Genomic DNA, 21,041 nt, shown 5'->3' on the forward strand with positions numbered 1-21,041 from the left:
CCTGCAGGTATGCGGCAATCGGTCTGGTGACTGAAACCTGAAAACAGCGACCTGAACGGGAAAGCGGCAGGGTTCTGCCGCTGCCAATCCGTGGACGGCAGCCAGCAACTAAAAATATCAAGGACGAGACAATGAAACATTCCATCAAACTGATGGTGACCGCCACCGCGATCATACTGGGCGGGCTGACACAGGCCGACGCCGAAGAGGGCATGTCGCATTATGAGGCACAGCCATCCGAGACGCTGGCCGAGGCGGTTGAAAACTTTGTGACGTATAACGACAAGGTGCAGGATGTGCTGGCCCGCGACGACCTGAGCGTGGCCGATATGGAGGAAATCCATCAACTGACCTATACGCTGGAAATCGCACTGGCCAAGATCAATGAAGAACTGGGCGCGCTGCCCGTGGTTCTGGAAGAGGTGCATCTTGCCTCGGAAGGCGACGACACTGCGGGTTTGCGGACTGTGGCCGAGGCGTATCTTGAAAAGGCCGAAGTGCTGGACCGCTAAGGCATAGCAGCCCGGCGCAGGTGTCGTAGTGTTTTGGTCGGGATTGGGCTGGTGCAGGCGACCATTTTGTGGCAGCCATGCGCCAGACCCTTGGAAAGGCCCAGACATGTCGGAAAGCCTGCTGCATCGTCTTGCGTGGATCATTGTCATCGTGTGCGTTGCGCCCATTCTGGCGGCGGCGTTGGCCGCGTTTACCGGGGATCTGGATACATGGCGCAATGTCTTGTCGTCGGTCTTGCCGCGCTATACGCGCACCACGCTGGCACTGGTGGCCATTGTCGGGGTGTCCACCGCAATCATCGGCAGTATCACGGCGTGGCTTGTCACGGTGTATCGCTTTCCCGGTGTGCGCTGGCTTGAAGTGGCGCTGGCGCTGCCGCTGGCCTTTCCGGCCTATGTGTTGGCCTACGCCTATACCTCGCTTCTGGATCATCCGGGCCCGGTGCAGACCCTGCTGCGCGATGTGACAGGATGGGGGCCGCGCGATTACTGGTTTCCCGAGATCCGCAGTCTTGGCGGGGCGGCTTTGATGCTGACCATCGTGCTGTATCCCTATGTTTACTTGCTGGCGCGGGCCTCGTTCCGGCAGCAGTCGTCGAACGCCTTTCTGGTGGCCCGCACCTTGGGGCGTTCACCGATGAGAGCGTTTTTGCGCGTGGCCCTGCCAATGGCGCGGCCCGCCATTGCCGGCGGCGCGCTGCTGGCGGTGATGGAGACCATCGCCGATTACGGCACCGTGGCGTTTTTCAACGTGCAGACCTTTGCCACCGGTATTTATCAGGCGTGGTTCAGCCTTGGTGACCGCGCGGCGGCGGCGCAGCTTTCGCTGTGCTTGCTGACCTTTGCGCTACTTCTGGCGGGGCTGGAGCGCGCGCAGCGTGGCAAGGCCCGCACCGCAGGCCGCGGGGCGCGGTTTGAAACCATGGAAAAACCGCGCCTGACCGGTGCGGCGGGATGGCTGGCCATGCTGATTTGCCTGTTGCCGGTCTTGCTTGGGTTTCTCATCCCGGTGGTGATGCTGGGGGTGATGGCCGTCGGATCGGGGCAGAACCTGTTCGACAGCCGCTATTTGGACCTGATGCAGAACTCGGTCGTTCTGGCCAGTGTCGCGGCGGTGCTGACGGTGATCGGCGCGGTGCTGATCAGTTTCCGCGCCCGCACCCGGCCGGAACGCCGCTCGCGTCTGATGGTGATCGCGGCGGGGTTGGGCTATGCGGTGCCCGGCGGGGTGATCGCCGTGGGGCTGATGGTGCCGATGGCGGCGCTCGACAACCTGATCGACGACCTGAGCGAGGCTTGGTTTGGCTTTGGCACCGGGCTTTTGATCACCGGGTCGGTCTGGCTGATGATCGTGGCCTATTTCGTGCGCTTCATGGCGGCCGCGCTGAATGCCTATGACAGCGGGATGGCCACGGTGCCCGCGCATTACGACGCGATTGGCCGGTCTTTGGGCCAGCCGGGAACGCGCTTGTTGTGGCGGGTGCATCTGCCGGTGGCGCGCACCAGCCTGTTGACCGCGCTGTTGATCGTTTTCGTGGATGTGATGAAAGAACTGCCCGCCACGCTGATCCTGCACCCGTTCAACTTCCAGACGCTGGCGGTGCAGGCGCATCGGCTGGCCTCGGACGAGCGGTTGACCGAGGCGGCGGTGCCGTCGTTGGTGCTGGTGGCGTTCGGGTTGATCCCGGTGGCGTTACTGTGCCGAACCTTGGGCCGTGACGCCAGCACGGGTCGACAAAGTGCCAAAGTCGGCACCGCAATCAGCGCGGGGTAGGGCGCTGCGGTTTACTTTGCGTGGCGCAGCGGCCATAAGGCGCGCGTTTATACCAAGCAGAGTAGTTTCCCATGTTGCAGCCCGCGCCTTTCATGTCGTCCTTTATGGAGATCGAGACCGGGTGGATTGATTTCAACAACCACCTGAACATGGGCTATTACACCGTGTTGTTCGACCGTGCTGCGGATCAGGCATTTGAAAGCTTTGGCTTTGGCCCTGATTATGTTCAAAAGCACAATCACAGCACCTTTTCCGCCGAATTTCACATCCGTTACCTGCGCGAGTTGAAGCTGCGCGACAGGGTTCGGTCGTCATTCTGGTTGATCGAACATGACGACAAGAAGTTTCATAGCTTTCAGGAACTTTACCACGAAGACGGCTGGCTGGCTGCGACCGGCGAAGGGCTGACCCTGCATGTCGATCTGTCTGGCCCCAAGGTGGTGCCGATGCCCGCGGATATACATGCCCGTGTGGCGGCGATGGCAGCCACGCACGCGCAATTGCCCCGCCCCGAAGGTGTGGGCGCAAAAATCGGCCTACGCCGGAGGGCTAAAGGGTAGCAGGCGCCACCGCGCGCCGTGGCGGGGCCTTACAGCCCCAGCTTTTGCGCGACGATCTGGTTTACCGCCTTTGGGTTGGCCTTGCCGCCGGTGGCTTTCATCACCTGACCCACGAACCAGCCTGCCAGCTTGGGATTGACCTTGGCCTTTTCCACCTGCGCGGGATTGTCGGCGATAATCTGATCTACCGCCGCCTCAATCGCGCCGGTATCCGAGACCTGTTTCATGCCGCGGTCCTCCACGATCTTGTCAGGCGCGTCGCCGGTCTCGATGTGGATTTCCAAAACGTCCTTGGCCATTTTGCTGGAAATCTCATCCTTGCCGACCATCGCCATGATCGCGGCGTTGACGTCGGGGGCGGCGATTTGGCGGGGGGGCACCTCGGCCTTGTTGGCACGGCCCAAAACTTCGTTGATGATCCAGTTGGCGGTGCGTTTGCCATCGCCACCGGCCACCGAGTCTTCAAAATACTGTGCCAGATCAACATCCGCCGTCAGAACGCTGGCGTCATATTCCGTCACGCCATAATCGGCGATGAACCGCGCCTTTTTCTCGTCGGGCAGTTCGGGCAGGCTGGCCTTGATGCCATCCACCCACGCTTGCTCAATCTCAAGCGGCAACAGATCGGGGTCGGGGAAATAGCGGTAATCATGCGCTTCTTCCTTGGACCGCATCGAGCGGGTTTCGCCCTTGTCGGGATCATACAGGCGGGTTTCCTGCACCACCGCACCGCCACCCTCAACGATCTGGATCTGGCGGCGTGCCTCGTATTCGATGGCCTGCTGGATGAACCGCATCGAGTTCATGTTCTTGATCTCGCAGCGCGTGCCAAGATGGTCGAAATCTTGGGTTTCCATGTATTTTTCATAGGCCCCGGGGCGGCAGATGGACACGTTCACATCGGCCCGCAGGTTGCCGTTTTGCATGTTGCCGTCGCAGGTGCCCAGATAACGCAGGATCTGCCGCAGCTTGGTGACATAGGCGGCGGCCTCTTCGGGGCCGCGAATGTCGGGGCGGCTGACGATTTCCATCAGCGCCACGCCGGTGCGGTTCAGGTCAACGAAAGACATCGCCGGGTCCATGTCGTGAATCGATTTGCCAGCGTCCTGTTCAACGTGAATCCGCTCAATCCGGACCTTGCGGGCGATGCCCGGTTCCATATCCACCAGAATTTCGCCTTCGCCGACCAGCGGGTGATACAGCTGCGAAATCTGATAGCCTTGAGGCAGGTCGGGGTAGAAATAATTCTTACGGTCAAAGGCGGACCAAAGGTTAATCTCGGCCTTCAGCCCCAGCCCGGTGCGCACGGCCTGTTCGATGCAATAGTCGTTGATCACCGGCAGCATACCCGGCATCGCCGCATCAACGAAGGACACGTTTGAATTAGGCTCGGCCCCGAATTGCGTGGAGGCCCCGGAAAACAGTTTCGCGTTTGAGGCCACCTGCGCATGCACTTCCATGCCGATGACCAGTTCCCAATCGTGTTTCGCGCCTGCGATCACCTTGGGTTTCGGGGCTTCATAGGTCAGGTCCAGCATGCCGATTGTCTCCATCGCTCGTGACTTGCGCGTTCTAGGCCAGAGGCGCGCGGCGGGCAAGGGTGGCCTGCATGTTTTACAACGCAGGCAGGCGATACATGCCCGAGGACGAGAAGGCGATGGAACTGCCATCGGCAATATCATCGGCAAAGCGCAGCGCGATGGCGCGCAAGGCCGCCTGCCGCCCCTTGGTGATCAATGCGCGGCGCGAGGGCAGGGCCGGGGTCAGGCGTGCGGGCAGCAATGCCTGCGACCAGATCAGCGGGTGAAGCTCTTGTAGATGGTTGGACAATATCCAATCGGTGCAGTCATGCAGTTTTTTGCGGGCTTGATCGGCCGAAGCGCTCAGTCGCGCTGGACGGTCACGGTCACGGTCTCGGGCAGGGTCGGGGGCCATGGCAATGGCGCAAAAAGCCGCCAGCATGTTGGTGACATGCTGGTCGCGCTTGCGGGCCAGAATATCGCGCAGACCGTCGATGAAAAATCCCGTATCGACGGTGTGGAGGGCGCCTTCATCATGGGTCAGCGCATCCAGATAGACCCAAGCATAGGCCCCCGCGCCCCAGAATTCGGCCGTGCGCGCGGCGGTGCGGCGTGCCTCAAGCTCTAGTTGTTCGTAGTCGCCAAAATGCGCCGGAAGCAAATGCCGGCCAAGGGCCCGCATGTAGGCCGGGCTGTCGGGGTCAAGGTCGATCAATTGTTCATAGGCATTGGCCAGCTTGTGGCGGGCCTGCGGATGCGCCGCCAGCAGGGCGCATTGCGCGGCGGCCACCGATGGCGCGTCCAGATCAACCGGATCGAACGGCGCCATGATATCGTTTGCCCGCCGAAAATGGGCAGCAATCCGTAGTTTGCTTTCGGCTGTATCGGCGACATGGCCGGTACCGATGGCGGTTTGCCACGCCCAGCCGATATCGAAATGGGTCAAGGCCACGACCAGCGCGCAGGCCGGGTTGCCGTAGTGGTCGCCCAGCATTTCCTCGAACGCTTCGACCCCGGCCGGATCAGGAATCGTGCCATCGTGTATCGCGTCTTCGGCCGCGGCAAGCACATCGCTGCGCGCGCCAAAGGCCAGCAGCATCGACGCCGCTTCGCCCCCCGGCGTGGACAGGCGGCAATCATCGGCATATTCGATTCGGGCGGCCAGTTCGGCCCATTTTTCTTGCCGGACGAGTTTCTGGCCAAGATCTTGATGGGTGGCGCGGGCCATTTCTTCGTCGCTGACTGGTAGCGATGGTAGGATGATGCGCTTGGTCATCGCCTCAAGATCGTGCTGCGGCTTGCGGCGCAGACGCGCCAGCGCCCCGCTCCACCCAAGGCGTGGCTTTGGCGATGCAGAGACGGTGCGCGCTGCGTCGCGGGTTGCCGACAAAAAAGAGGTGAACTGCATGTGCGCTCCACGAATACAACTACTGTCGTCAAGATGCCCGCGGATTTCGGCCAAAAGAGGGCGTTTGTGCGATGATGCCGGGGAAACTGTGGCGATGATCGGCGGGATTGCCTTGTGTGGCAAAAGCGAACAAACTGCGCCCATGCGACGTTTTGCGGTCCTTTTGTGTGTTGTGTGTCTGGTCGCCTTTGGCGGTGGGGGGGTGCAGGCTGAACAGCCGGCAGCCACATCGTCGCTTGCCTTGATCAAGCCACCGGCTGCGCGCGAAGCCAACCTGCCGCGCACCCGCTGGGAACATAAAGGCGCACAAAGCCAGATCTGGACGCGCGCGGCCCTTTCCGCGCTAAAAGCGCATGGTCGTGTTCTGACCGATATGGTCCCGCGTGATATCGGCGATTGGTGCCCGGCTTATCGCAATTCTGATGTCGACGGGCGGCGGGCCTTTTGGGTTGGGTTCCTGTCGGCACTGGCCAAGCATGAAAGCACTTATCGCGCTGACGCCGTGGGCGGCGGCGGGAAATGGTATGGATTGCTGCAAATCTTACCATCAACCGCGCGCGGCTATGGGTGCCGCGCGGGCAGCGGTCCGGCGCTGAAACACGGCCCCGACAACCTGAGCTGTGCAATACGCATCATGGCCCGCACCGTGCCCCGCGACGGGGTTGTGGCCCAAGGCATGCGCGGCGTGGCCGCGGATTGGGGACCGTTTCACAGCCGCAGTAAGCGCGAGGATATGCGCGCTTGGGTCCGCCGCCAAAGCTATTGCAAACCGTTGGGCGCTGTGCGTCCGCAAGCGCGGCCCACGACGCCCACCGCGAACAGCACCGCCGATTGATCCCGTTTAGGTGCCGCGAATGCGGCTGACCATTTCGGTGGTGTCGCGGCTTAGGTCGGGGGTGGCAAGGATGCGGTCCAGTTCCTGCGCGATCATGGTCTGGCGTTGATCGTCATAGCGTTTCCATGTCTCGAACGCCGAACACATCCGCGCGGTGGTTTGCGGATTGACCGGGTCAAGCCAGATCAGCCAATCGGCCAACAGGCGATAGCCCGCGCCGCTGGCATGATGAAAGCCCGCCGGATTGGCCGCAAGCGCACCAAGGGTGGCGCGGAACCTGTTTGGGTTTTTCATCCCAAAATCAGGGTGTTGCGTCAGCCTTTTGGCCACGGTGGCGGCCTCTTCGGGATCGGCATTGATGATCTGCATCATGAACCATTTGTCGATCACCAACCGGTCATCGCGCCATTGATCGTAGAACTGCGCCGTGGCCGCATCGCCCTTGCCCGCCTGCAACAGGCACGACAGCGCCGCCAGTTGCTGGGTCATGTTGGTGGCAGCGTCATACTGGCGTTGCGCCTGCGCGCCGCCATCGGTGCGGGTGATCAGGGCCAGCGCGGCATTGGCCAGCGCCCGCGCGCCGGATTGTTCGGCATCGGGCCGATAGGGCGCATCCACCTGATATTGCGCATACAATCGCACCGCCAGATCCTGACAGTGTTGCGCGCGGGCTTGCCGTAAGGTTTCCAGTGCCTCCCATATGGCTTGCGGATCGGGGGTGTGGCCCCGGTCATGCAGCGTCTGTGCCAGATCGTCCTGACTGGGCAGGCCAAGCGCCAGCGCGCGAAACGCCGGATCAAGGCTATCGTCGCGGGCCATGGCCTGCACCGCGTCCAGATAGGCGGCATCGGGTGCCGCGCCATCAAGGATCATCGCGATCAGCCCTTCGCGGGCCAAGGCGCGCCCCGCCTCCCATTTGTTGAAAGGGTCGGTGTCATGGGCCAGCAGAAACGCGCGCTCGGCATTGTCGGTGTCGCGCTCAAGGATCACTGGGGCCGAGAAATCGCGCAGGATCGACGGGATCGGCCGCGCGGCCAGCCCGTCAAAAGTGAAACTTTGCTTGGCCTCGGTCATCTCCAGAACGGTGGTTGCGCGCACCTCGTCGCCGTTGGGGCCAAGCAGGCCCACGGCAATCGGCAGAACCTGCGGCGCCTTGTCGGGTTGGCCGGGGGTGGGCGGCGTGTCCTGTTCGAAATGCAGGGTATAGGTGCCGTCGTGATAGTCATCGCTGACGCGCAGGCGCGGCGTGCCAGCCTGCGAATACCAGCGCTTGAACTGGCCAAGGTCGCGGCCTGTGACCTCTTCGAACACGGCCAGCCAATCTTCGATGGTGCAGGCCTGCCCATCATGGCGGTCGAAATACAGATCAAGCGCCTTGGCATAGGCCGCATCGCCGACCAGCCGCTTGAGCATGCCGATCACCTCGGCGCCTTTTTCATACACCGTGGCGGTGTAGAAATTGTTGATCTCGACAAAGCTTTCGGGCCGCAACGGATGCGCCAGCGGGCCGTTATCCTCGCGGAACTGACGGGCGCGCAGGGCGATCACGTCGCTGATCCGTTTCACCGGCGCGCTGCGCATGTCGGCGGTGAACTGCGCATCGCGATAGACGGTCAGCCCTTCCTTGAGGCACAGTTGAAACCAATCCCGGCAGGTGATGCGGTTGCCGGTCCAGTTGTGGAAATATTCGTGCGCGATGATCGCCTCGATCCGTTCGAAATTGGCGTCGGTGCTGGTTTCGGGGCTGGCCAGAACGCAGCTTGAGTTAAAGATGTTCAGCCCCTTGTTTTCCATCGCGCCCATGTTGAAATCATCCACGGCGACGATGTTGAACACGTCCAGATCGTATTCGCGGCCATAGACCTGTTCATCCCATGTCATGGATTTTTTCAACGCCTCCATGGCGAAGGCGCATTTGCCTTCGTCGCCGGGACGGACCCAGATATTCAGTTCAACCTGACGGCCCGATTGGGTTGTGAACGCGCCGGGGTGGCTGACCAGATCCCCGGCCACAAGCGCGAACAGATAGGCCGGTTTGGGCCACGGATCGTGCCATTCGGCAAAGCTCGCGCGGGTTGCGCCGGGGTTGCCGTTGGACAGCATCACCGGCGTTTCGCCTTCGATCCGCACGGTGAAGGTGGCCATCACATCGGGGAGGTCGGGGTAATACGTGATTTTGCGAAAGCCCTCGGCCTCGCATTGGGTGCAATACATGCCCGACGACATATAAAGCCCTTCAAGCGCGGTGTTTTGCGCCGGGGCAATCTCAACCTCGGCCTCCCACACGAACGGGGCGTCGGGCACATCGCAGCGCAGCCCACCTTGCACCATGTCCGGCGAGACCTCTTGGCCGTCGATCCGGGCCGAAATCAGGCGCAGATCTTCGCCATGTAAAAAGAACTCGCGCGATTGTGAGGCGGGGTTGGGCCGAAACTCTATCCGGCTGATAACGCGGGTTTTTTCCGGATGCAGGCGGAAGGTCAGATGCACCTGATCCACCAGATAAGTTGGCGGCGTGTAGTCGGACAAATATATTGTCTGCGGTGAGGCGTCTTTCATCGCGGGCGTCTCCGTCGGTCAGCGAGAAGTTTTGCCGACGGTAGGGCGATGCGGCGGGCTGTGCAACGCAATGCCTGCCGAAAGTGAATTTGAAACGGAGGGATTTGAGATGTCAGCACCTAACACCGATGTTGAAAAGCAGGAAAAAGAGCACAAACCCGCCCTTCTGGGTATCAAGGGAGCGATCATAGTCGCGGTGCTTCTGCTATTGGGGCTGATCACATGGTTGGCCGCCAAGGGCCAAGAGCCTGTGACCCCCGAAACCCGCATTGACGCGCGCACCGGAGCTGAGGTTGAAACGCAATAGCCCTTGCCCCGGCGGCTTGCGCGCCTAAAACCTAACCCATGAGGGATACCGCGGTCTTATGGTTCAAGCGTGATTTGCGCATTGCCGATCATCCGGCGCTGCATCGGGCGGCGCAGGCCGGGCCTGTTCTGCCGCTTTACATCATCGAGCCCGCGTTATGGCGGCAACCCGATGCCTCGGCCCGGCAGTATGATTTCGTCGCGGAGTGTTTGGAAAGTTTGCGCGCCGATCTGGCCAGCCTCGGCCTGTCGCTGGTGCTGCGCGTGGGCGATGCGGTTGAGGTGTTGGATTCCTTGCGCCGCCACCATGGGGCGACAACGCTGATCAGCCACGAGGAAACCGGCAATGCATGGACCTATGGCCGCGATCAGCGCGTTTCCGCATGGGCGCGCGCGCAAGGGGTGGCGTGGCATGAACTGCCGCAATCCGGGGTCGTGCGGCGGCTGAAAACCCGTGACCGCTGGCAAACACGGCGGGACGGGTTCGTGCAGCAGGCACCGCTTGGGCCTGTGCAGGGACTACGTGGTGTGGATGCGTCAAGCGATCCCATGCCAAGCGCCGCCGATCTGGGCTTGCCCGATCCTTGCCCAAGGCGGCAACCCGGCGGTCGGGCAGCGGCGCTGGAGACGCTTGGCAGTTTTTTGCATCACCGTGGCCAAAACTACCGGCGGGCGATGTCATCGCCGCTGGACGGGGCGCAAGCCTGTTCGCGGCTGAGCCCGCATTTGGCCTTTGGCACGATCTCGGTGCGCGAGGCCGCCCAATCCGGGGCCGCGCGCGCGGCCGAGGTCAAAGGCGGGCGCAATGGCTGGTCGGGGTCGATGCGGTCGTTTCAGTCGCGCCTAGCGTGGCGCGATCACTTTATCCAAAAGCTAGAGGATGAACCGGCGCTTGAGCGGCGATGCCTTCACCCGGCCTATGAGGGGCTGCGCCCGATGCCGCCGGATGCCGCAAGGTTGGCGGCATGGGCAATGGGCGAAACCGGGGTGCCCTTTGTTGATGCCTGCATGCGATCTTTGCGGGCCACGGGGTGGCTGAATTTCAGAATGCGGTCGATGGTGGTGGCGGTGGCGTCGTATCACCTCTGGCTGGATTGGCGGGCCACCGGGCCTGTGCTGGCGCGGCTGTTCACCGATTACGAACCCGGCATTCACTGGAGCCAAATGCAGATGCAATCCGGCACCACCGGGATCAACACGATCCGCATCTATAACCCGGTCAAGCAGGGCCATGATCAGGATCCGACGGGTGCGTTCACCCGGCATTGGTTGCCCGAATTGCGCGATGTCCCGGACGCGCATTTGCAAGAGCCTTGGCTATGGCAGGGCGCAGGTCAGGTCTTGGGCAAGGCCTATCCCGAACCGCTGGTCGATGTCGCAAGCGCGGCGCGGGCGGCGCGCGAACGGGTCTGGGCGGTGCGCAAGCAGGACGGCTTTGGCGCGACCGCGCGGCAGGTTGTGCGCAAACATGGCAGCCGCAAAAGCCGCCGTGCGGACCCGCCCGCGCCGGACCGGCAAATGCGGTTCGAGTTCTGATGCCACGCCAAAAGCGCAAATCTGACCTGCCACAGAAAATCTGCGCCACCTGCGGGCGGCCATTCACGTGGCGGCGCAAATGGGCAAAAGTCTGGGACGAGGTGCGCTATTGTTCCGACCGGTGCAGGCGCGCGCGCACAACGCGCGACGCGCGGACCGATCACACAGGGTGACGCTGACCTTCTGCGCAGGGTCCAAAGGTGCAAGACGTGGCGCGCAAACCCGATCAGGGATGCATGTTGATCGGTCACGCACATCGCAAGCGATGCCATGGCCACGCCTTGCGGGTCTTTTATAGTCAAAATGTGTTATGAAATCGTGCATTTGGTCCGCCTCTGCGTATATGCGCGGGGCGTTGTGCGGCAACGGGCATTTTCCTATCTGAACAGGCAGGGTACAACAGATGGGACTCAAGCAAGGGATCATCATGACAAAGCGCCCCGTTATCGGCATTATCGGCAATAGCTATGTGATCAACGACGATTACCCCGTTCATGCGGGCGGCCGGATGAATTCCGAAGCGGTGGCCTGCGTCGCGGGTGGCCTGCCGCTGCTGGTGCCAAGCGATCCGCGGTTTGTGTCGGTCGAAGAGTTGCTTGAGGCCTGCGACGGCTTTGTGCTGACCGGCGGGCGGCCCAATGTCCACCCCGAAGAATATGGCGAAACCCCGACCGAGGCGCATGGCGCGTTTGATCGCGCGCGCGATGCGATCACCTTGCCATTGGTGCGCGCCTGTCTGGAACGCGGTCAGCCCATTCTGGGCATCTGCCGTGGCTTTCAAGAGGTGAACGTAGCGCTTGGCGGCACCTTGCACCCCGAAATCCGCGAGTTGCCGGGGCGCGACAATCATCGCATGCCCCCCGATGGCACGCTGGAGGAAAAGTTTGCCCTGCGCCACACTGTGCGCTTTACCGAAGGCGGCGTGTTTCACCGTCTGATGGGCGCGCAAGAGGTGCTGACAAATACGCTGCACGGTCAGGGCGTGGTGAAACCGGGGCGCGATATCGTGATTGACGGCTATGCGCCCGACGGCACCCCCGAGGCGCTTTATGTGCAAGGTGCGCGCGGCTTTGTCTTGGGGGTGCAGTGGCACCCGGAACATAACGCCGCCAACGATCCGGTCAGCCGTCCGCTGTTTACGGCCTTTGGTGACGCGGCCCGCGATTGGGCCTTGGGAAAGCTGCGCCCGGCCCGTCAATCGGCCTAAATTCCGCGGCCCGGTTTGATCGGCGACAAAGCCAAATATGTGCTGCGCGTGATATGGCGTGCGCAACCAGCCACGCGGGGGCCTGAATGAAAATCTTGATTTTTTACGGCACATCCGAGGGGCAAACCCGGCGCATATGCCAATTTTGCGCCGATGCCCTGATCGGTGCGGGGCATTCCGTTGAGGTCATGCAACCCGCGGGCGACGAAAGCGATTTCGATGTGGCGCGCTTTGATGCGGCGATTGGTGCCGGATCGGTGCATATGGGGGCTTATCAGGCCGATCTGGCGCATTTTGCCGTCACCCACGCAGATGCGTTGAACGCGCGCCCGACGCTGTTTTTGTCGGTCTCGCTGGCGATTGTAGGCCAAGATCCAGAGGAACTGGCCGATCTCGATGATATCACTGCGCGGTTCATCGAAGATACAGGATGGACGCCGGGGCAGGTGGCGCAGGTGGCCGGGGCGTTTCGCTTTACGCAGTATGATTTTCTGAAGTCATGGGCGATGCGATGGATCGCGTTGCGCAAGGGGCAGGATATCGACCCGCACTCCGACACAGAATTCACAGATTGGACGGCGTTGCGCGGGCTTGTTCTGGATTGGGCTGGGCGGATCGGTCGCGGGGCCTAACCCACCGCGGCCGCTATTTTCTGTTATGCGATCGCGCGACTAATCGGATCAACGCTCACGGAAGGTATCCTTGCCGGTTTGGTGCACCAACAGCCGCGCTTCGTGCCGCTTCAGGCAGGTGCGTGCGGTTTCCAGATGGTGGCCCGGCGCGCTGCGCAGCTCGGGGAAGATCGCGAACAGTTCTTCGCGGGCCGCTTCACAGATCGCCGACAGACCCACATCGCCTGCATGGAAACTTTCGGTGGCGATACCGTCTGCATAGATCACCTCGTGAGAGTCGAACATGATGTGGATATATGTCACCTCATCGTGATCTTCCTGCACCACCTCCTGCCCGTCGATCAGGTGTTTTGCGGGCACCAGCACTTCGGATTCACCAAACAAAAGCTCGGCCCGGTAGCCGGTGAAAAGGATGCGGTGTTGCGGGGAAACCAGCAGGCCGCAGCGTGCCCCATCCATTGCATTGATGCCAATGCGCACCGGGGCAAAATCGCCGTGCCCACGCACGCTGCGTTTTCCAATCCAGCGGATTGGGCGCAGCCCATGATCGCGGGTCACGACCATGTCGCCGAGGCGCAGGGTTTCGATTGGGCGTTCGCCATGTTGGGTCAGGATGTTGGTGCCGGGCGTGAAGCAGATGATATTCTCAATCTCCGAGAACTGCACGAATGTGCCATCGGCCATCGTAAAGCTGCCCGACAGGCCACCTGTGGCATCGTCTTCGCTGCTGAAGGTGATGTCCGACTGGGTGACATCCGGTGTCAGGATCAGCGTGTCGCCATTGGTTTCGCCGCCTTCGCCGCCGACAATGGTGATCGGGTCATTGCCGGTGCCGGTGGTATCCAGATCCTGCAAGATAAAGGTATCGTCGCCATCGCCACCAAGGGCCGTGTCGCCCTGATCGACGATGATCGTGTCATCGCCCGCGCCGCCGTCAATGCTATCGGCACCGTCGCCGCCCGAGATCGTGTCGGTGCCATCCCCGCCAAAGACGGTATCATCGCCTGCGCCGCCGTCGATGCTGTCATTGCCCGCATCTGTGGGTTCAACCGGGGTGACCGTGATGTTGTCGATCATAAGATCTGTATTCACGGTCGCGGTTGAGGTGGGATTGGTGAACCGCAGTGTGACATCATCGGTGGTCGCGGTGAAAGGAAGCGTGACTGTCTGTTCGGTATCATCTGCGATGACCTGCGTCTGGGTCGCGATGACAGTGCCGTTGCTGTCGATGACCTCTACCAACAGCGTGTGGTCCCCGACGCCGCCCCCGCCGTCTTCTTCGCCCTCTCCGTCTTCTTCGCCTTCGCCGCCAGCGATATCGTATTCAGACGCGTCCAGCGAAAGCTCGTAGTCCCGGCCCGCCTGCATGGTGATGGTCTGTTCGACCGTGCCGCCGGTGCCTTGATCATTGGCGTTGAACGCCATGGCATCGTCACCGTCTACGCCATAGACAAATGTGCCGTCGCCCGTGACGGTCCAGCCCGTAGCCCCGGAATCGAACCCGGAATTCTGCACCGTGACCGGGTCGGCCAGAATATCGTCACCGTAAAGCAGGTCGGCACCGTCGCCGCCGTCAATGCTGTCCTCGCCGGCCCCGCCATAGACGATGTCATCGCCTGCGCCGCTGAAAACCGTGTCATCCCCGCCGCCTGCGAGGATCTCGTCATCGTCGTTGCCGGCAAGGTTGTCGCCCGCATCCACCCGGTCGCCTTCGGGATCGCCTGTGTAATCGACGTCGATCAGGTCGGCATCTTCGGTGCCTTCGACCAGATCGTTGCTGGGCGCGAGGATCAGTTTCTCGATATCCGTGTAATTGATCGTCGCCCAGATCGTCTCCGGGTCAGAGCCGCGTGACAGCTGGACCTGACCGCTGAACCCGGGGTTGCCCGCGGTTTCGGGGTTCTGCGTCAAATTGGTGATGGTCCAGCCATCGGCGAGCAGCCCCGAGATATCAAGCGTATCATTGTCGTCGCCGGTCGACCCGCCATCAATCGTCAGGTTCATTGATCCTGCCGGGTCCAATTGATCAATGTCGAACAGGTCGGCATCGGCGCCGCCATCCAGACTGTCGTTGAAGCCGGTGCTGACAAGCGTGTCTTGCCCCGCGCCGCCAAACAGCGTGTCCTGACCTGTGCCGCCGTCGATCAGATCATTGCCCGCGCCGCCATCAATGCTGTCATTGCCGGTGCCGCCATCGACTGTGTCATCGCCGCCGCCCGCAAGGATGGTGTCATCGCCATCGCCGCCATCAATGCTGTCATTGCCTTGGGCATAGGTGATGGTGCTGCCATCGGCAGGCGCGCCCAGATATTGCAGCGGCGCGCCGGTATTGGCATCCGCGATATACCATGTATGCCCGACAAAAGTGGGCTGCGTGACCGTCTCGCCGGGGGCAATGGTGCCATAGCTGACGGGTGTCCCGCTTTCGTTGATCCAGAACAGTTCGACCGTGATGTTGCTGTCGTTCACAAGATCAAAACTGGACTCTGTGAGACTGCTTGCGCTTGGGTGGGCCGCCGGGTTGAACACGGACGACATGCCGTCGCCCTCGATATAATCAGCCCCGTCGCCGCCAAGGATCGTGTCGTCGCCAACACCGCCATACAGGCTGTCGCGTCCCGCCATGCCGTCGATGACGTCATCGCCCGCACCACCGTCAAGGATGTTGGTGTAGTCGTCAGATCCGCCGGTCAGCCACTCGCGGTCAAAACCTGTCAGCGTATCGTTGAAGGCAGAGCCGATGATTCCGTCAAGCCCGGTCGCCGTGTCGCCAGTGGCATCACCCCCCGAAAAGCTGTTGGTGTCCAGATTGACATCTACGCCCGCGTCCGAGTCGGCATAATCCACGACATCAAGACCGGCACCGCCGTTGATTGTGTCGGCACCGCCGCTGCCTGTGATTGTATCGTCGCCATCGCTGGTCGAAACGGATTCTGCCTGATTGCTGATCTGATCGCCTTGCGCGTCGATATAATCGCTATTGATCAAGTCGTCGCCAGTTGTCCCATCCACCGTCACAGGACCGGACGTATAGGCCGGGGCGCTGACCACGCTGGCGTCGCCGCTGGTGGTGAACCACGTGTCAGGAATGAAATAGACGTTGCCGTCGGTGCCCGTGTAATAGGTGCCAGTGTCTGTGACGCCGGAATAAAACCGACCGTCGCCCTCGAAGACGCCGCTCCAGCTCCACTGGCCTGTGCCAAGGGTGGAGTCGATGGCAAAGGTGGACTGCGTTCCCGAGATGTAATCGCCAGCGTCAAGCGATTCGTCGCCAAGCGTTACCAGATATCCAGTTGCCATCACTCACACTCCTTTTCACCCCGGCAAAACGCACACTGCTCAGGGCGGATTGTCTCATCATCTTGTTAAGGATGGGTTTGCACACACTGCTCGGGCACCATCCCTTCATCCTAGGTTAACCGAGTCATACGGCGTAATTTCGAGGTGATTTAGGCAAAGCTGTGTCTGGCTACCCGCTGCACGCGAAATAATCAGGCCGCAAGGGCAAAACTGTTCTTGGACTCAAGCAAGAGGCGCGCTTCGTGTGCTTTCAGGCATTGGCGCACTGTGTCGCCATAGGCATTTAGATCGGCACGCAGATGCGGGAAGGCGTTGAACATTTCTTCGCGCGCAGGCTGCGCAATGGCGGCGACGCCCAGATCGTTGGCATGAAAGCTTTCGGTCGCGGCACCTTCGGCAAAAATCACTTCGTGCCGGTCCAACATCAGGTGAAAATAGGTCACGCGGCGGCGCGGGGCCACGCGCACAGCCCGGCCATCGACAAGGTGCTTGGCAGCCACCAGAACCTCGGGGTCGCCAAACAGCAGCTCGGCTTTGTATCCGCTGAACAGCATCCGGTGCTGCGGTGACACCAGCAAGGGCCGCCGCGCGCCGTCCAAAACGTTGGAATTGATCGCGATTGGCGCGAACTTGCCCTGTCCCTCGACCGTGCTGTGACCAATCCAGCGAATCGGTTGCAAGCCCCGGTCACGGGTCAGCACGCGGTCGCCCGCCCGCAAGGTTTCGATCGCGCGGTCTCCGTGCTCGGTCAGGATACGTGTGCCGGGGGTAAAGCAGATGATGTTCTCGATCTCGCTGAAATTCACCACCGTGCCGTCCGTCATGGTGAATGTCCCAGACAACCCGCCCGCCGCGTCGTCGGTGTTGGTAAAGGTGATGTCGTCCGGCGTGACTTCAGCGTTGAGTTGCAGGGTGTCGCCGTTTGTTTCACCGGTTTCGCCACCGGTGATCGTGATGGTGCTGCTGCCGATCTCGTTCAGGTTGCCCAGAACAAACAGGTCATCGCCATCGCCGCCAAAGGCCACGTCACCTTCGGCCAGATACATCTCGTCATCGCCTAATCCACCATACAACGTATCAGCCCCGGTGCCGCCGATCAGCGTGTCGTTGCCGCCGTTGCCGAACAGGAGGTCATCACCGGCCCCACCGTCGATCACGTCATCGCCTACCGCATTACTTTCGGGGCCGATCACCAGCGCACTGTCGGCAAGGTTTTCGGTCGTGCCGCTTGGCGATGTCACGGTGCCCGAGATCTCCTGACCGCCAAGGTTTTCCCAATGGCGCACCTCAATCGTATAAAGCCGCCCAGCCTCAAGGGTAACTTCACCAGACCGGCTCGTGGCGGCCTGATGGCGGTCATTGTCCATGAAATCGGCGGTCCCGCCGCCCTGATTCGTCCAAGTCAGGGGCGTGCCGTTCTCGTCGAATATCTGGATGGTCGAGCCATCGTCGGATGTGGTTGAAAATGTGTAGGTGCCGTCTTCTGATGCCAAAAGCTGCGACGAATAGATCACACCAAAATCATTTGGGTCGCCTGTTGTGCCGCGCGCGTCATTGACCAGCGTGGTTGAATCGAACTCGTCAGTTTGCCCGTCGCCGACCAAAGTTCCGTTTTCAATGTCGAAGGCCTGAAAGTTGCTACTGTCAAAGTCGTAGTTGAAAACTTGGTAGTCCCACTGCCCTTGTTGCGGGGCGTCATCGCCGTAAAGCGTGTCATTGCCATCGCCACCCAGAACCGAATCGTTGCCGCTGCCGCCGATCAACAGGTCGTCGCCATCGCCGCCATCCAGCGTGTCCATCCCGGCTTCGCCGTACACCGTGTCATTGCCCAGCCCGGACGCCACGCTGTCATTCCCGTCCCCGGCTTCAACCAGATCTTCGTTGCCCGCCGGTCCGGTGCCATCGCCGCCGTCGATAACGTCGCCGTCGCTGTCGGTATAGGTGTCATCAATGATGTCGTCGCCTGCTGTGCCGGACACGATGCCGTCATTGGTCGAGAAACTTGGCGCGGTTTCGACACTGGCCGAGGTGATCGTATTCACAGGGCCGTAATCGGGCACGAAATAGACATTGTCATTGGTGGCCAGATAATAGACGCCCGGTGCGGACGTGTTGGTGAAAGTTTGGCCATTCCACGTGCCAGACCAGATCCAGTCGCCCGTGCCGATGATGGTATCGGTGGTGAAGGATGTCAGCGGATCAACGATGCTGTCGTTTGGATCCAGCGACGTGTCGCCAAGTTGTACCAGATACCCGTCGGGCATATCTCTCACTCCAGCCTGTTTGGGGGGTGCCCCCTGCACTCATACGCGTTTGCGGTCTTGCGCCGCTTTGGGTCGGTGGGGCACGATTTGCGCCCGTTGTTTCCCAAATGGATACAAACTGTGTGTGGCTGAAAACGGAGTGATTTTAGGCAAATTCGCGATGAATTGAGGCGATTATGCGACCGCTCGCTGATGGGGCGTTTATCTCAAGGCGGGCTGTGTTTTGCGAGGCCTTGCGCGGCGGCCCATGCGGGCCGACAAGCGGACGATCAAACCTGACCGCCCGCGATTTCAATGCATTGGCCGTTTACGCTGCTCGATCCGGGGCCGCACAGCCACAAGACCGCTTGCGCCACCTCGTCAGGGGCGATCAAGCGCTGATGACGGTTCTGGTTGATCATCATTTGCCGCGCGTCTTCTTCGCTGACGCCTGCACGCTCGCGGATGGCGGCGGTGTTGCGGCTGACAATCTCGGTGTCCACATAGCCGGGGCACACCGCATTAAAGGTCATCGGGCGGCCCATGTAATCTTCGCTCAGGCCACGGATCAGCCCGATTAGCCCGTGTTTCGACGCCGAATAGGCCGCCGCGCCCTGCAATCCGCGCAGCCCTGCGATTGAAGATATCGCCACAACGCGGCCCCAATCGGCTTGCCGCATGGCGGGCAGGCATTCGCGGATCGTCAGGAACGCCCCGTCAAGATTGGTGTCCATGATCCGCCGCCAGAACGCCATATCGGTCTTGTGCACGGCGCGGCCTTCGGCGATCCCGGCGTTCGGAATGCAGATTTGCACCGCCCCGCGCGCCGCCACGGCCTGCGCGATCCCGTTTTGCACTTGGGCTTCGTCGGTGACATCCATCACCAGCGGGTGCAGGCCGGGCGTGTCGGCGGCGGCGGCGTCCAGCACGTCGGCACGGCGTCCGGTGATGGTTACTTTGGCCCCTTGTGCGGCCAGCCGTTGCGCGATGGCCAGCCCAATCCCCGTGCCCCCACCGGTGACAAGCGCATGCGCGGCGTTCAACATAGGCTCCATGCCCGATCCTCCCTTGTGCCTGTAACGTTCACTGCTACGCTAGCCTATAATTTGGTCTACCGTTGGCAAGCCATGCCGAGGCGCCCCCTAGACATTCACGAAGGTGAATGCGTAGGATCGCGCAACCGTTTTCAGGGAGGATACGATGAAACCGTTTGTTACAGCTCTTGTGGCCGCCAGCCTTGCGGCTCCCGCCTTGGCCTTTGAGGATATCGCGGACCAATACCCGCAGTCCGAATTATATGCCAAACCCTATGAATTCATCCCGAATGTCTATTCGGCCATCGGGGCCACGGCCCCACCCACCTATGAAAACTCAGGCCATAACAACAATCTATCTTTCATCGTCACGCAGGATGGCGTTGTCGTGATCAATGGTGGCGCGTCCTATCGCCTTGCCAACGCCCTGCATGATGAGATCAAGGCCGTCACCGATCAGCCGGTCAAGCTGGTGATCAACGAAAACGGCCAAGGCCATGCCATGTTGGGAAATTCCTATTGGGCCGCGCAGGGCGTGGATATTTTGGCGCATGTCGATGCGATTCACGAGATCGAGGAAGAGGGCGATTTCATCCTCCAAGGCATGCAGCGCTACAATGAGGACAAGGCCGAAGGCACCACCGTTGTCGTGCCCAACATGTCTTTCGAGGGTGAAAAGATCATCGAGATGGGTGGCGTGACCTTTCATGTCCTGCACCTTGGCCCGGCCCATGGCCCCGGCGACACGCAGGTCTGGATTCCGCAATGGGAGATCGTGATCGCGGGCGACATCGCCTTTCATGAACGCATGCCGCCGATCTTTCCCGGCGCTGACACGGACGCCTGGATCGAAACCTTTGATGGGCCATTTACCGATCTGGGGGCCACCTATGTGATTCCCGGCCACGGTCATCCGACCAACATGGGGACCGTGACCAAGGGCACCACCGGCTATCTGAAGGATCTGCGCGCCAAGATTGGCGAACATATCGACAATGGCGGTGACTTGTCCGATGCCTATTACGTTGATCAGTCGCAGTGGGAGTATATGGATACGTTCGAGGAACTGGCCACCAAAAACGCCGGCCGCGTGTTCGAGGAAATGGAATGGGAGTGACCGCCAGTGCACCGGGATAAGCCATGTTGAAATGGGTTGATATTCCGCCTGTGTGGCTTGTGGCCTGTCTGGTGATCGCATGGGTGCAAGCCATGTATTACCCGGCGGGCTTGTCCTTTGGCGGGGCATGGTCCGATTTTGCGGGTGGCGTTCTGGTGGGCGGTGGGCTGTTGCTGATGCTGCTGGCCGTCTATGAAATGCGCCGCCACCGGACCACCATCATCCCGCACGAAGTGCCGCAGCATCTGGTGCAATCGGGCATCTTCAGCCGCACGCGCAACCCTATCTATCTGGGTGATACGCTGATTCTTCTGGGGTTGATTCTGCGTTGGGACGCGGTTTTGGCGCTGCCTTTGGTGCCGGTCTTTCTCTGGATCATCGAAAAGCGCTTTGTCGAGCCGGAAGAAAACCGCATGCGCCGCACTTTTCGTATGGAATTTGCACGCTATTGCGAAAAGACACGGCGTTGGATTTGAGCGAATGCGACATTCCGGGCAT

At 61.1% G+C, this 21,041-nt stretch carries 17 protein-coding genes; 11 read left to right on the forward strand and 6 right to left on the reverse strand.

From position 1 onward, the window contains the following. Nucleotides 1–131: 131 nt before the first annotated feature. The 3 genes from HAT86_RS06455 (at nucleotide 132) to HAT86_RS06465 (ending at nucleotide 2,846) form a co-directional block, all read left to right on the forward strand. A complete protein-coding gene (locus tag HAT86_RS06455) occupies nucleotides 132–512 on the forward strand; it encodes a DUF6746 family protein (RefSeq protein ID WP_196780536.1) in 381 nt (126 codons plus the stop codon). Between the two features lie 106 nt (nucleotides 513–618). Continuing rightward, nucleotides 619–2,286 (forward strand): ABC transporter permease, encoded by a 1,668-nt coding sequence (locus HAT86_RS06460; RefSeq protein ID WP_167194647.1) that lies wholly within the window; start codon nucleotides 619–621, stop codon nucleotides 2,284–2,286. 71 nt (nucleotides 2,287–2,357) lie between these two features. Beyond that, entirely contained in the window at nucleotides 2,358–2,846 is a 489-nt protein-coding gene (locus HAT86_RS06465; protein ID WP_167194651.1) for a thioesterase family protein, read from the forward strand. 29 nt (nucleotides 2,847–2,875) lie between these two features. On the opposite strand, the gene gatB is transcribed toward HAT86_RS06465, so the two are convergent. Continuing rightward, nucleotides 2,876–4,384, reverse strand: coding sequence for an Asp-tRNA(Asn)/Glu-tRNA(Gln) amidotransferase subunit GatB (gene gatB / locus HAT86_RS06470; protein ID WP_167194873.1), 1,509 nt, complete (start codon nucleotides 4,382–4,384; stop codon nucleotides 2,876–2,878). Nucleotides 4,385–4,460: 76 nt separating this feature from the next. After that, the gene (locus HAT86_RS06475; RefSeq protein ID WP_167194654.1) at nucleotides 4,461–5,774 is read right to left on the reverse strand and encodes a hypothetical protein; all 1,314 of its coding nucleotides are present in this window, start codon (nucleotides 5,772–5,774) and stop codon (nucleotides 4,461–4,463) included. A 142-nt stretch (nucleotides 5,775–5,916) separates the two neighbouring features. On the opposite strand from HAT86_RS06475, the gene HAT86_RS06480 reads away from it, so the two are divergent. After that, on the forward strand, nucleotides 5,917–6,609 hold the full coding sequence (locus HAT86_RS06480; protein WP_167194657.1) for a transglycosylase SLT domain-containing protein: 693 nt from the start codon (nucleotides 5,917–5,919) through the stop codon (nucleotides 6,607–6,609). A 6-nt stretch (nucleotides 6,610–6,615) separates the two neighbouring features. Here HAT86_RS06480 and pepN read toward each other — a convergent pair whose 3' ends face one another. Further along, nucleotides 6,616–9,168 carry an aminopeptidase N gene (pepN, locus tag HAT86_RS06485; protein WP_167194660.1) on the reverse strand — a complete coding sequence of 851 codons (2,553 nt, stop codon included), beginning with the start codon at nucleotides 9,166–9,168 and terminating at the stop codon, nucleotides 6,616–6,618. A gap of 109 nt (nucleotides 9,169–9,277) precedes the next feature. Here pepN and HAT86_RS06490 point away from each other — a divergent pair, with 109 nt between their 5' ends. The 5 genes from HAT86_RS06490 to HAT86_RS06510 all read left to right on the forward strand — a co-directional run bounded on the left by HAT86_RS06490 (nucleotide 9,278) and on the right by HAT86_RS06510 (nucleotide 12,849). Further along, nucleotides 9,278–9,475 carry a hypothetical protein gene (locus tag HAT86_RS06490; RefSeq protein ID WP_167194664.1) on the forward strand — a complete coding sequence of 66 codons (198 nt, stop codon included), beginning with the start codon at nucleotides 9,278–9,280 and terminating at the stop codon, nucleotides 9,473–9,475. Between the two features lie 38 nt (nucleotides 9,476–9,513). Beyond that, the gene (locus tag HAT86_RS06495) at nucleotides 9,514–11,010 is read left to right on the forward strand and encodes an FAD-binding domain-containing protein (RefSeq protein WP_167194669.1); all 1,497 of its coding nucleotides are present in this window, start codon (nucleotides 9,514–9,516) and stop codon (nucleotides 11,008–11,010) included. Continuing rightward, nucleotides 11,010–11,183: a DUF2256 domain-containing protein gene (locus tag HAT86_RS06500; RefSeq protein WP_167194672.1), complete on the forward strand. Its 174-nt coding sequence runs from the start codon at nucleotides 11,010–11,012 to the stop codon at nucleotides 11,181–11,183. The genes HAT86_RS06495 and HAT86_RS06500 overlap by 1 nt, the downstream gene beginning before the upstream one ends. A gap of 254 nt (nucleotides 11,184–11,437) precedes the next feature. Further along, nucleotides 11,438–12,217, forward strand: a complete 780-nt coding sequence (locus HAT86_RS06505; protein WP_167194675.1) for a gamma-glutamyl-gamma-aminobutyrate hydrolase family protein — start codon at nucleotides 11,438–11,440, stop codon at nucleotides 12,215–12,217. An 86-nt stretch (nucleotides 12,218–12,303) separates the two neighbouring features. Then, nucleotides 12,304–12,849, forward strand: a complete 546-nt coding sequence (locus tag HAT86_RS06510) for a flavodoxin domain-containing protein (protein WP_167194678.1) — start codon at nucleotides 12,304–12,306, stop codon at nucleotides 12,847–12,849. Nucleotides 12,850–12,897: 48 nt separating this feature from the next. On the opposite strand, the gene HAT86_RS06515 is transcribed toward HAT86_RS06510, so the two are convergent. From HAT86_RS06515 to HAT86_RS06525, 3 genes are all read right to left on the reverse strand, one after another. Further along, on the reverse strand, nucleotides 12,898–16,149 hold the full coding sequence (locus HAT86_RS06515) for a Hint domain-containing protein (RefSeq protein ID WP_167194681.1): 3,252 nt from the start codon (nucleotides 16,147–16,149) through the stop codon (nucleotides 12,898–12,900). 191 nt (nucleotides 16,150–16,340) lie between these two features. Next, nucleotides 16,341–18,413 carry a Hint domain-containing protein gene (locus tag HAT86_RS06520; RefSeq protein WP_167194684.1) on the reverse strand — a complete coding sequence of 691 codons (2,073 nt, stop codon included), beginning with the start codon at nucleotides 18,411–18,413 and terminating at the stop codon, nucleotides 16,341–16,343. A gap of 269 nt (nucleotides 18,414–18,682) precedes the next feature. Beyond that, nucleotides 18,683–19,438 carry an SDR family NAD(P)-dependent oxidoreductase gene (locus HAT86_RS06525; protein WP_167194877.1) on the reverse strand — a complete coding sequence of 252 codons (756 nt, stop codon included), beginning with the start codon at nucleotides 19,436–19,438 and terminating at the stop codon, nucleotides 18,683–18,685. Between the two features lie 154 nt (nucleotides 19,439–19,592). Between HAT86_RS06525 and HAT86_RS06530 the strand changes: the two genes are divergently transcribed. Together HAT86_RS06530 and HAT86_RS06535 are read left to right on the forward strand one after the other, a co-directional pair. Continuing rightward, nucleotides 19,593–20,543: an MBL fold metallo-hydrolase gene (locus HAT86_RS06530; RefSeq protein WP_167194687.1), complete on the forward strand. Its 951-nt coding sequence runs from the start codon at nucleotides 19,593–19,595 to the stop codon at nucleotides 20,541–20,543. Nucleotides 20,544–20,566: 23 nt separating this feature from the next. Beyond that, entirely contained in the window at nucleotides 20,567–21,019 is a 453-nt protein-coding gene (locus HAT86_RS06535; RefSeq protein WP_167194691.1) for a methyltransferase family protein, read from the forward strand. Nucleotides 21,020–21,041: the final 22 nt, after the last annotated feature.

The organism is Roseovarius gahaiensis (assembly GCF_011601345.1).
Lineage (GTDB): Bacteria > Pseudomonadota > Alphaproteobacteria > Rhodobacterales > Rhodobacteraceae > Roseovarius > Roseovarius gahaiensis.

What these genes read in the sequence shown, in the direction of transcription:
- HAT86_RS06515 (WP_167194681.1), bottom strand. Translation starts at nt 16,149, where the DNA reads ATGGCAACTGGATATCTGGTAACGCTTGGCGACGAATCGCTTGACGCT.
- HAT86_RS06460 (WP_167194647.1), top strand. Translation starts at nt 619, where the DNA reads ATGTCGGAAAGCCTGCTGCATCGTCTTGCGTGGATCATTGTCATCGTG.
- HAT86_RS06520 (WP_167194684.1), bottom strand. Translation starts at nt 18,413, where the DNA reads ATGCCCGACGGGTATCTGGTACAACTTGGCGACACGTCGCTGGATCCA.
- HAT86_RS06505 (WP_167194675.1), top strand. Translation starts at nt 11,438, where the DNA reads ATGACAAAGCGCCCCGTTATCGGCATTATCGGCAATAGCTATGTGATC.
- gatB (WP_167194873.1), bottom strand. Translation starts at nt 4,384, where the DNA reads ATGCTGGACCTGACCTATGAAGCCCCGAAACCCAAGGTGATCGCAGGC.
- HAT86_RS06510 (WP_167194678.1), top strand. Translation starts at nt 12,304, where the DNA reads ATGAAAATCTTGATTTTTTACGGCACATCCGAGGGGCAAACCCGGCGC.
- HAT86_RS06490 (WP_167194664.1), top strand. Translation starts at nt 9,278, where the DNA reads ATGTCAGCACCTAACACCGATGTTGAAAAGCAGGAAAAAGAGCACAAA.
- HAT86_RS06530 (WP_167194687.1), top strand. Translation starts at nt 19,593, where the DNA reads ATGAAACCGTTTGTTACAGCTCTTGTGGCCGCCAGCCTTGCGGCTCCC.
- HAT86_RS06475 (WP_167194654.1), bottom strand. Translation starts at nt 5,774, where the DNA reads ATGCAGTTCACCTCTTTTTTGTCGGCAACCCGCGACGCAGCGCGCACC.
- HAT86_RS06465 (WP_167194651.1), top strand. Translation starts at nt 2,358, where the DNA reads ATGTTGCAGCCCGCGCCTTTCATGTCGTCCTTTATGGAGATCGAGACC.
- HAT86_RS06455 (WP_196780536.1), top strand. Translation starts at nt 132, where the DNA reads ATGAAACATTCCATCAAACTGATGGTGACCGCCACCGCGATCATACTG.
- HAT86_RS06500 (WP_167194672.1), top strand. Translation starts at nt 11,010, where the DNA reads ATGCCACGCCAAAAGCGCAAATCTGACCTGCCACAGAAAATCTGCGCC.
- HAT86_RS06535 (WP_167194691.1), top strand. Translation starts at nt 20,567, where the DNA reads ATGTTGAAATGGGTTGATATTCCGCCTGTGTGGCTTGTGGCCTGTCTG.
- HAT86_RS06480 (WP_167194657.1), top strand. Translation starts at nt 5,917, where the DNA reads ATGCGACGTTTTGCGGTCCTTTTGTGTGTTGTGTGTCTGGTCGCCTTT.
- HAT86_RS06495 (WP_167194669.1), top strand. Translation starts at nt 9,514, where the DNA reads ATGAGGGATACCGCGGTCTTATGGTTCAAGCGTGATTTGCGCATTGCC.
- HAT86_RS06525 (WP_167194877.1), bottom strand. Translation starts at nt 19,438, where the DNA reads ATGTTGAACGCCGCGCATGCGCTTGTCACCGGTGGGGGCACGGGGATT.
- pepN (WP_167194660.1), bottom strand. Translation starts at nt 9,168, where the DNA reads ATGAAAGACGCCTCACCGCAGACAATATATTTGTCCGACTACACGCCG.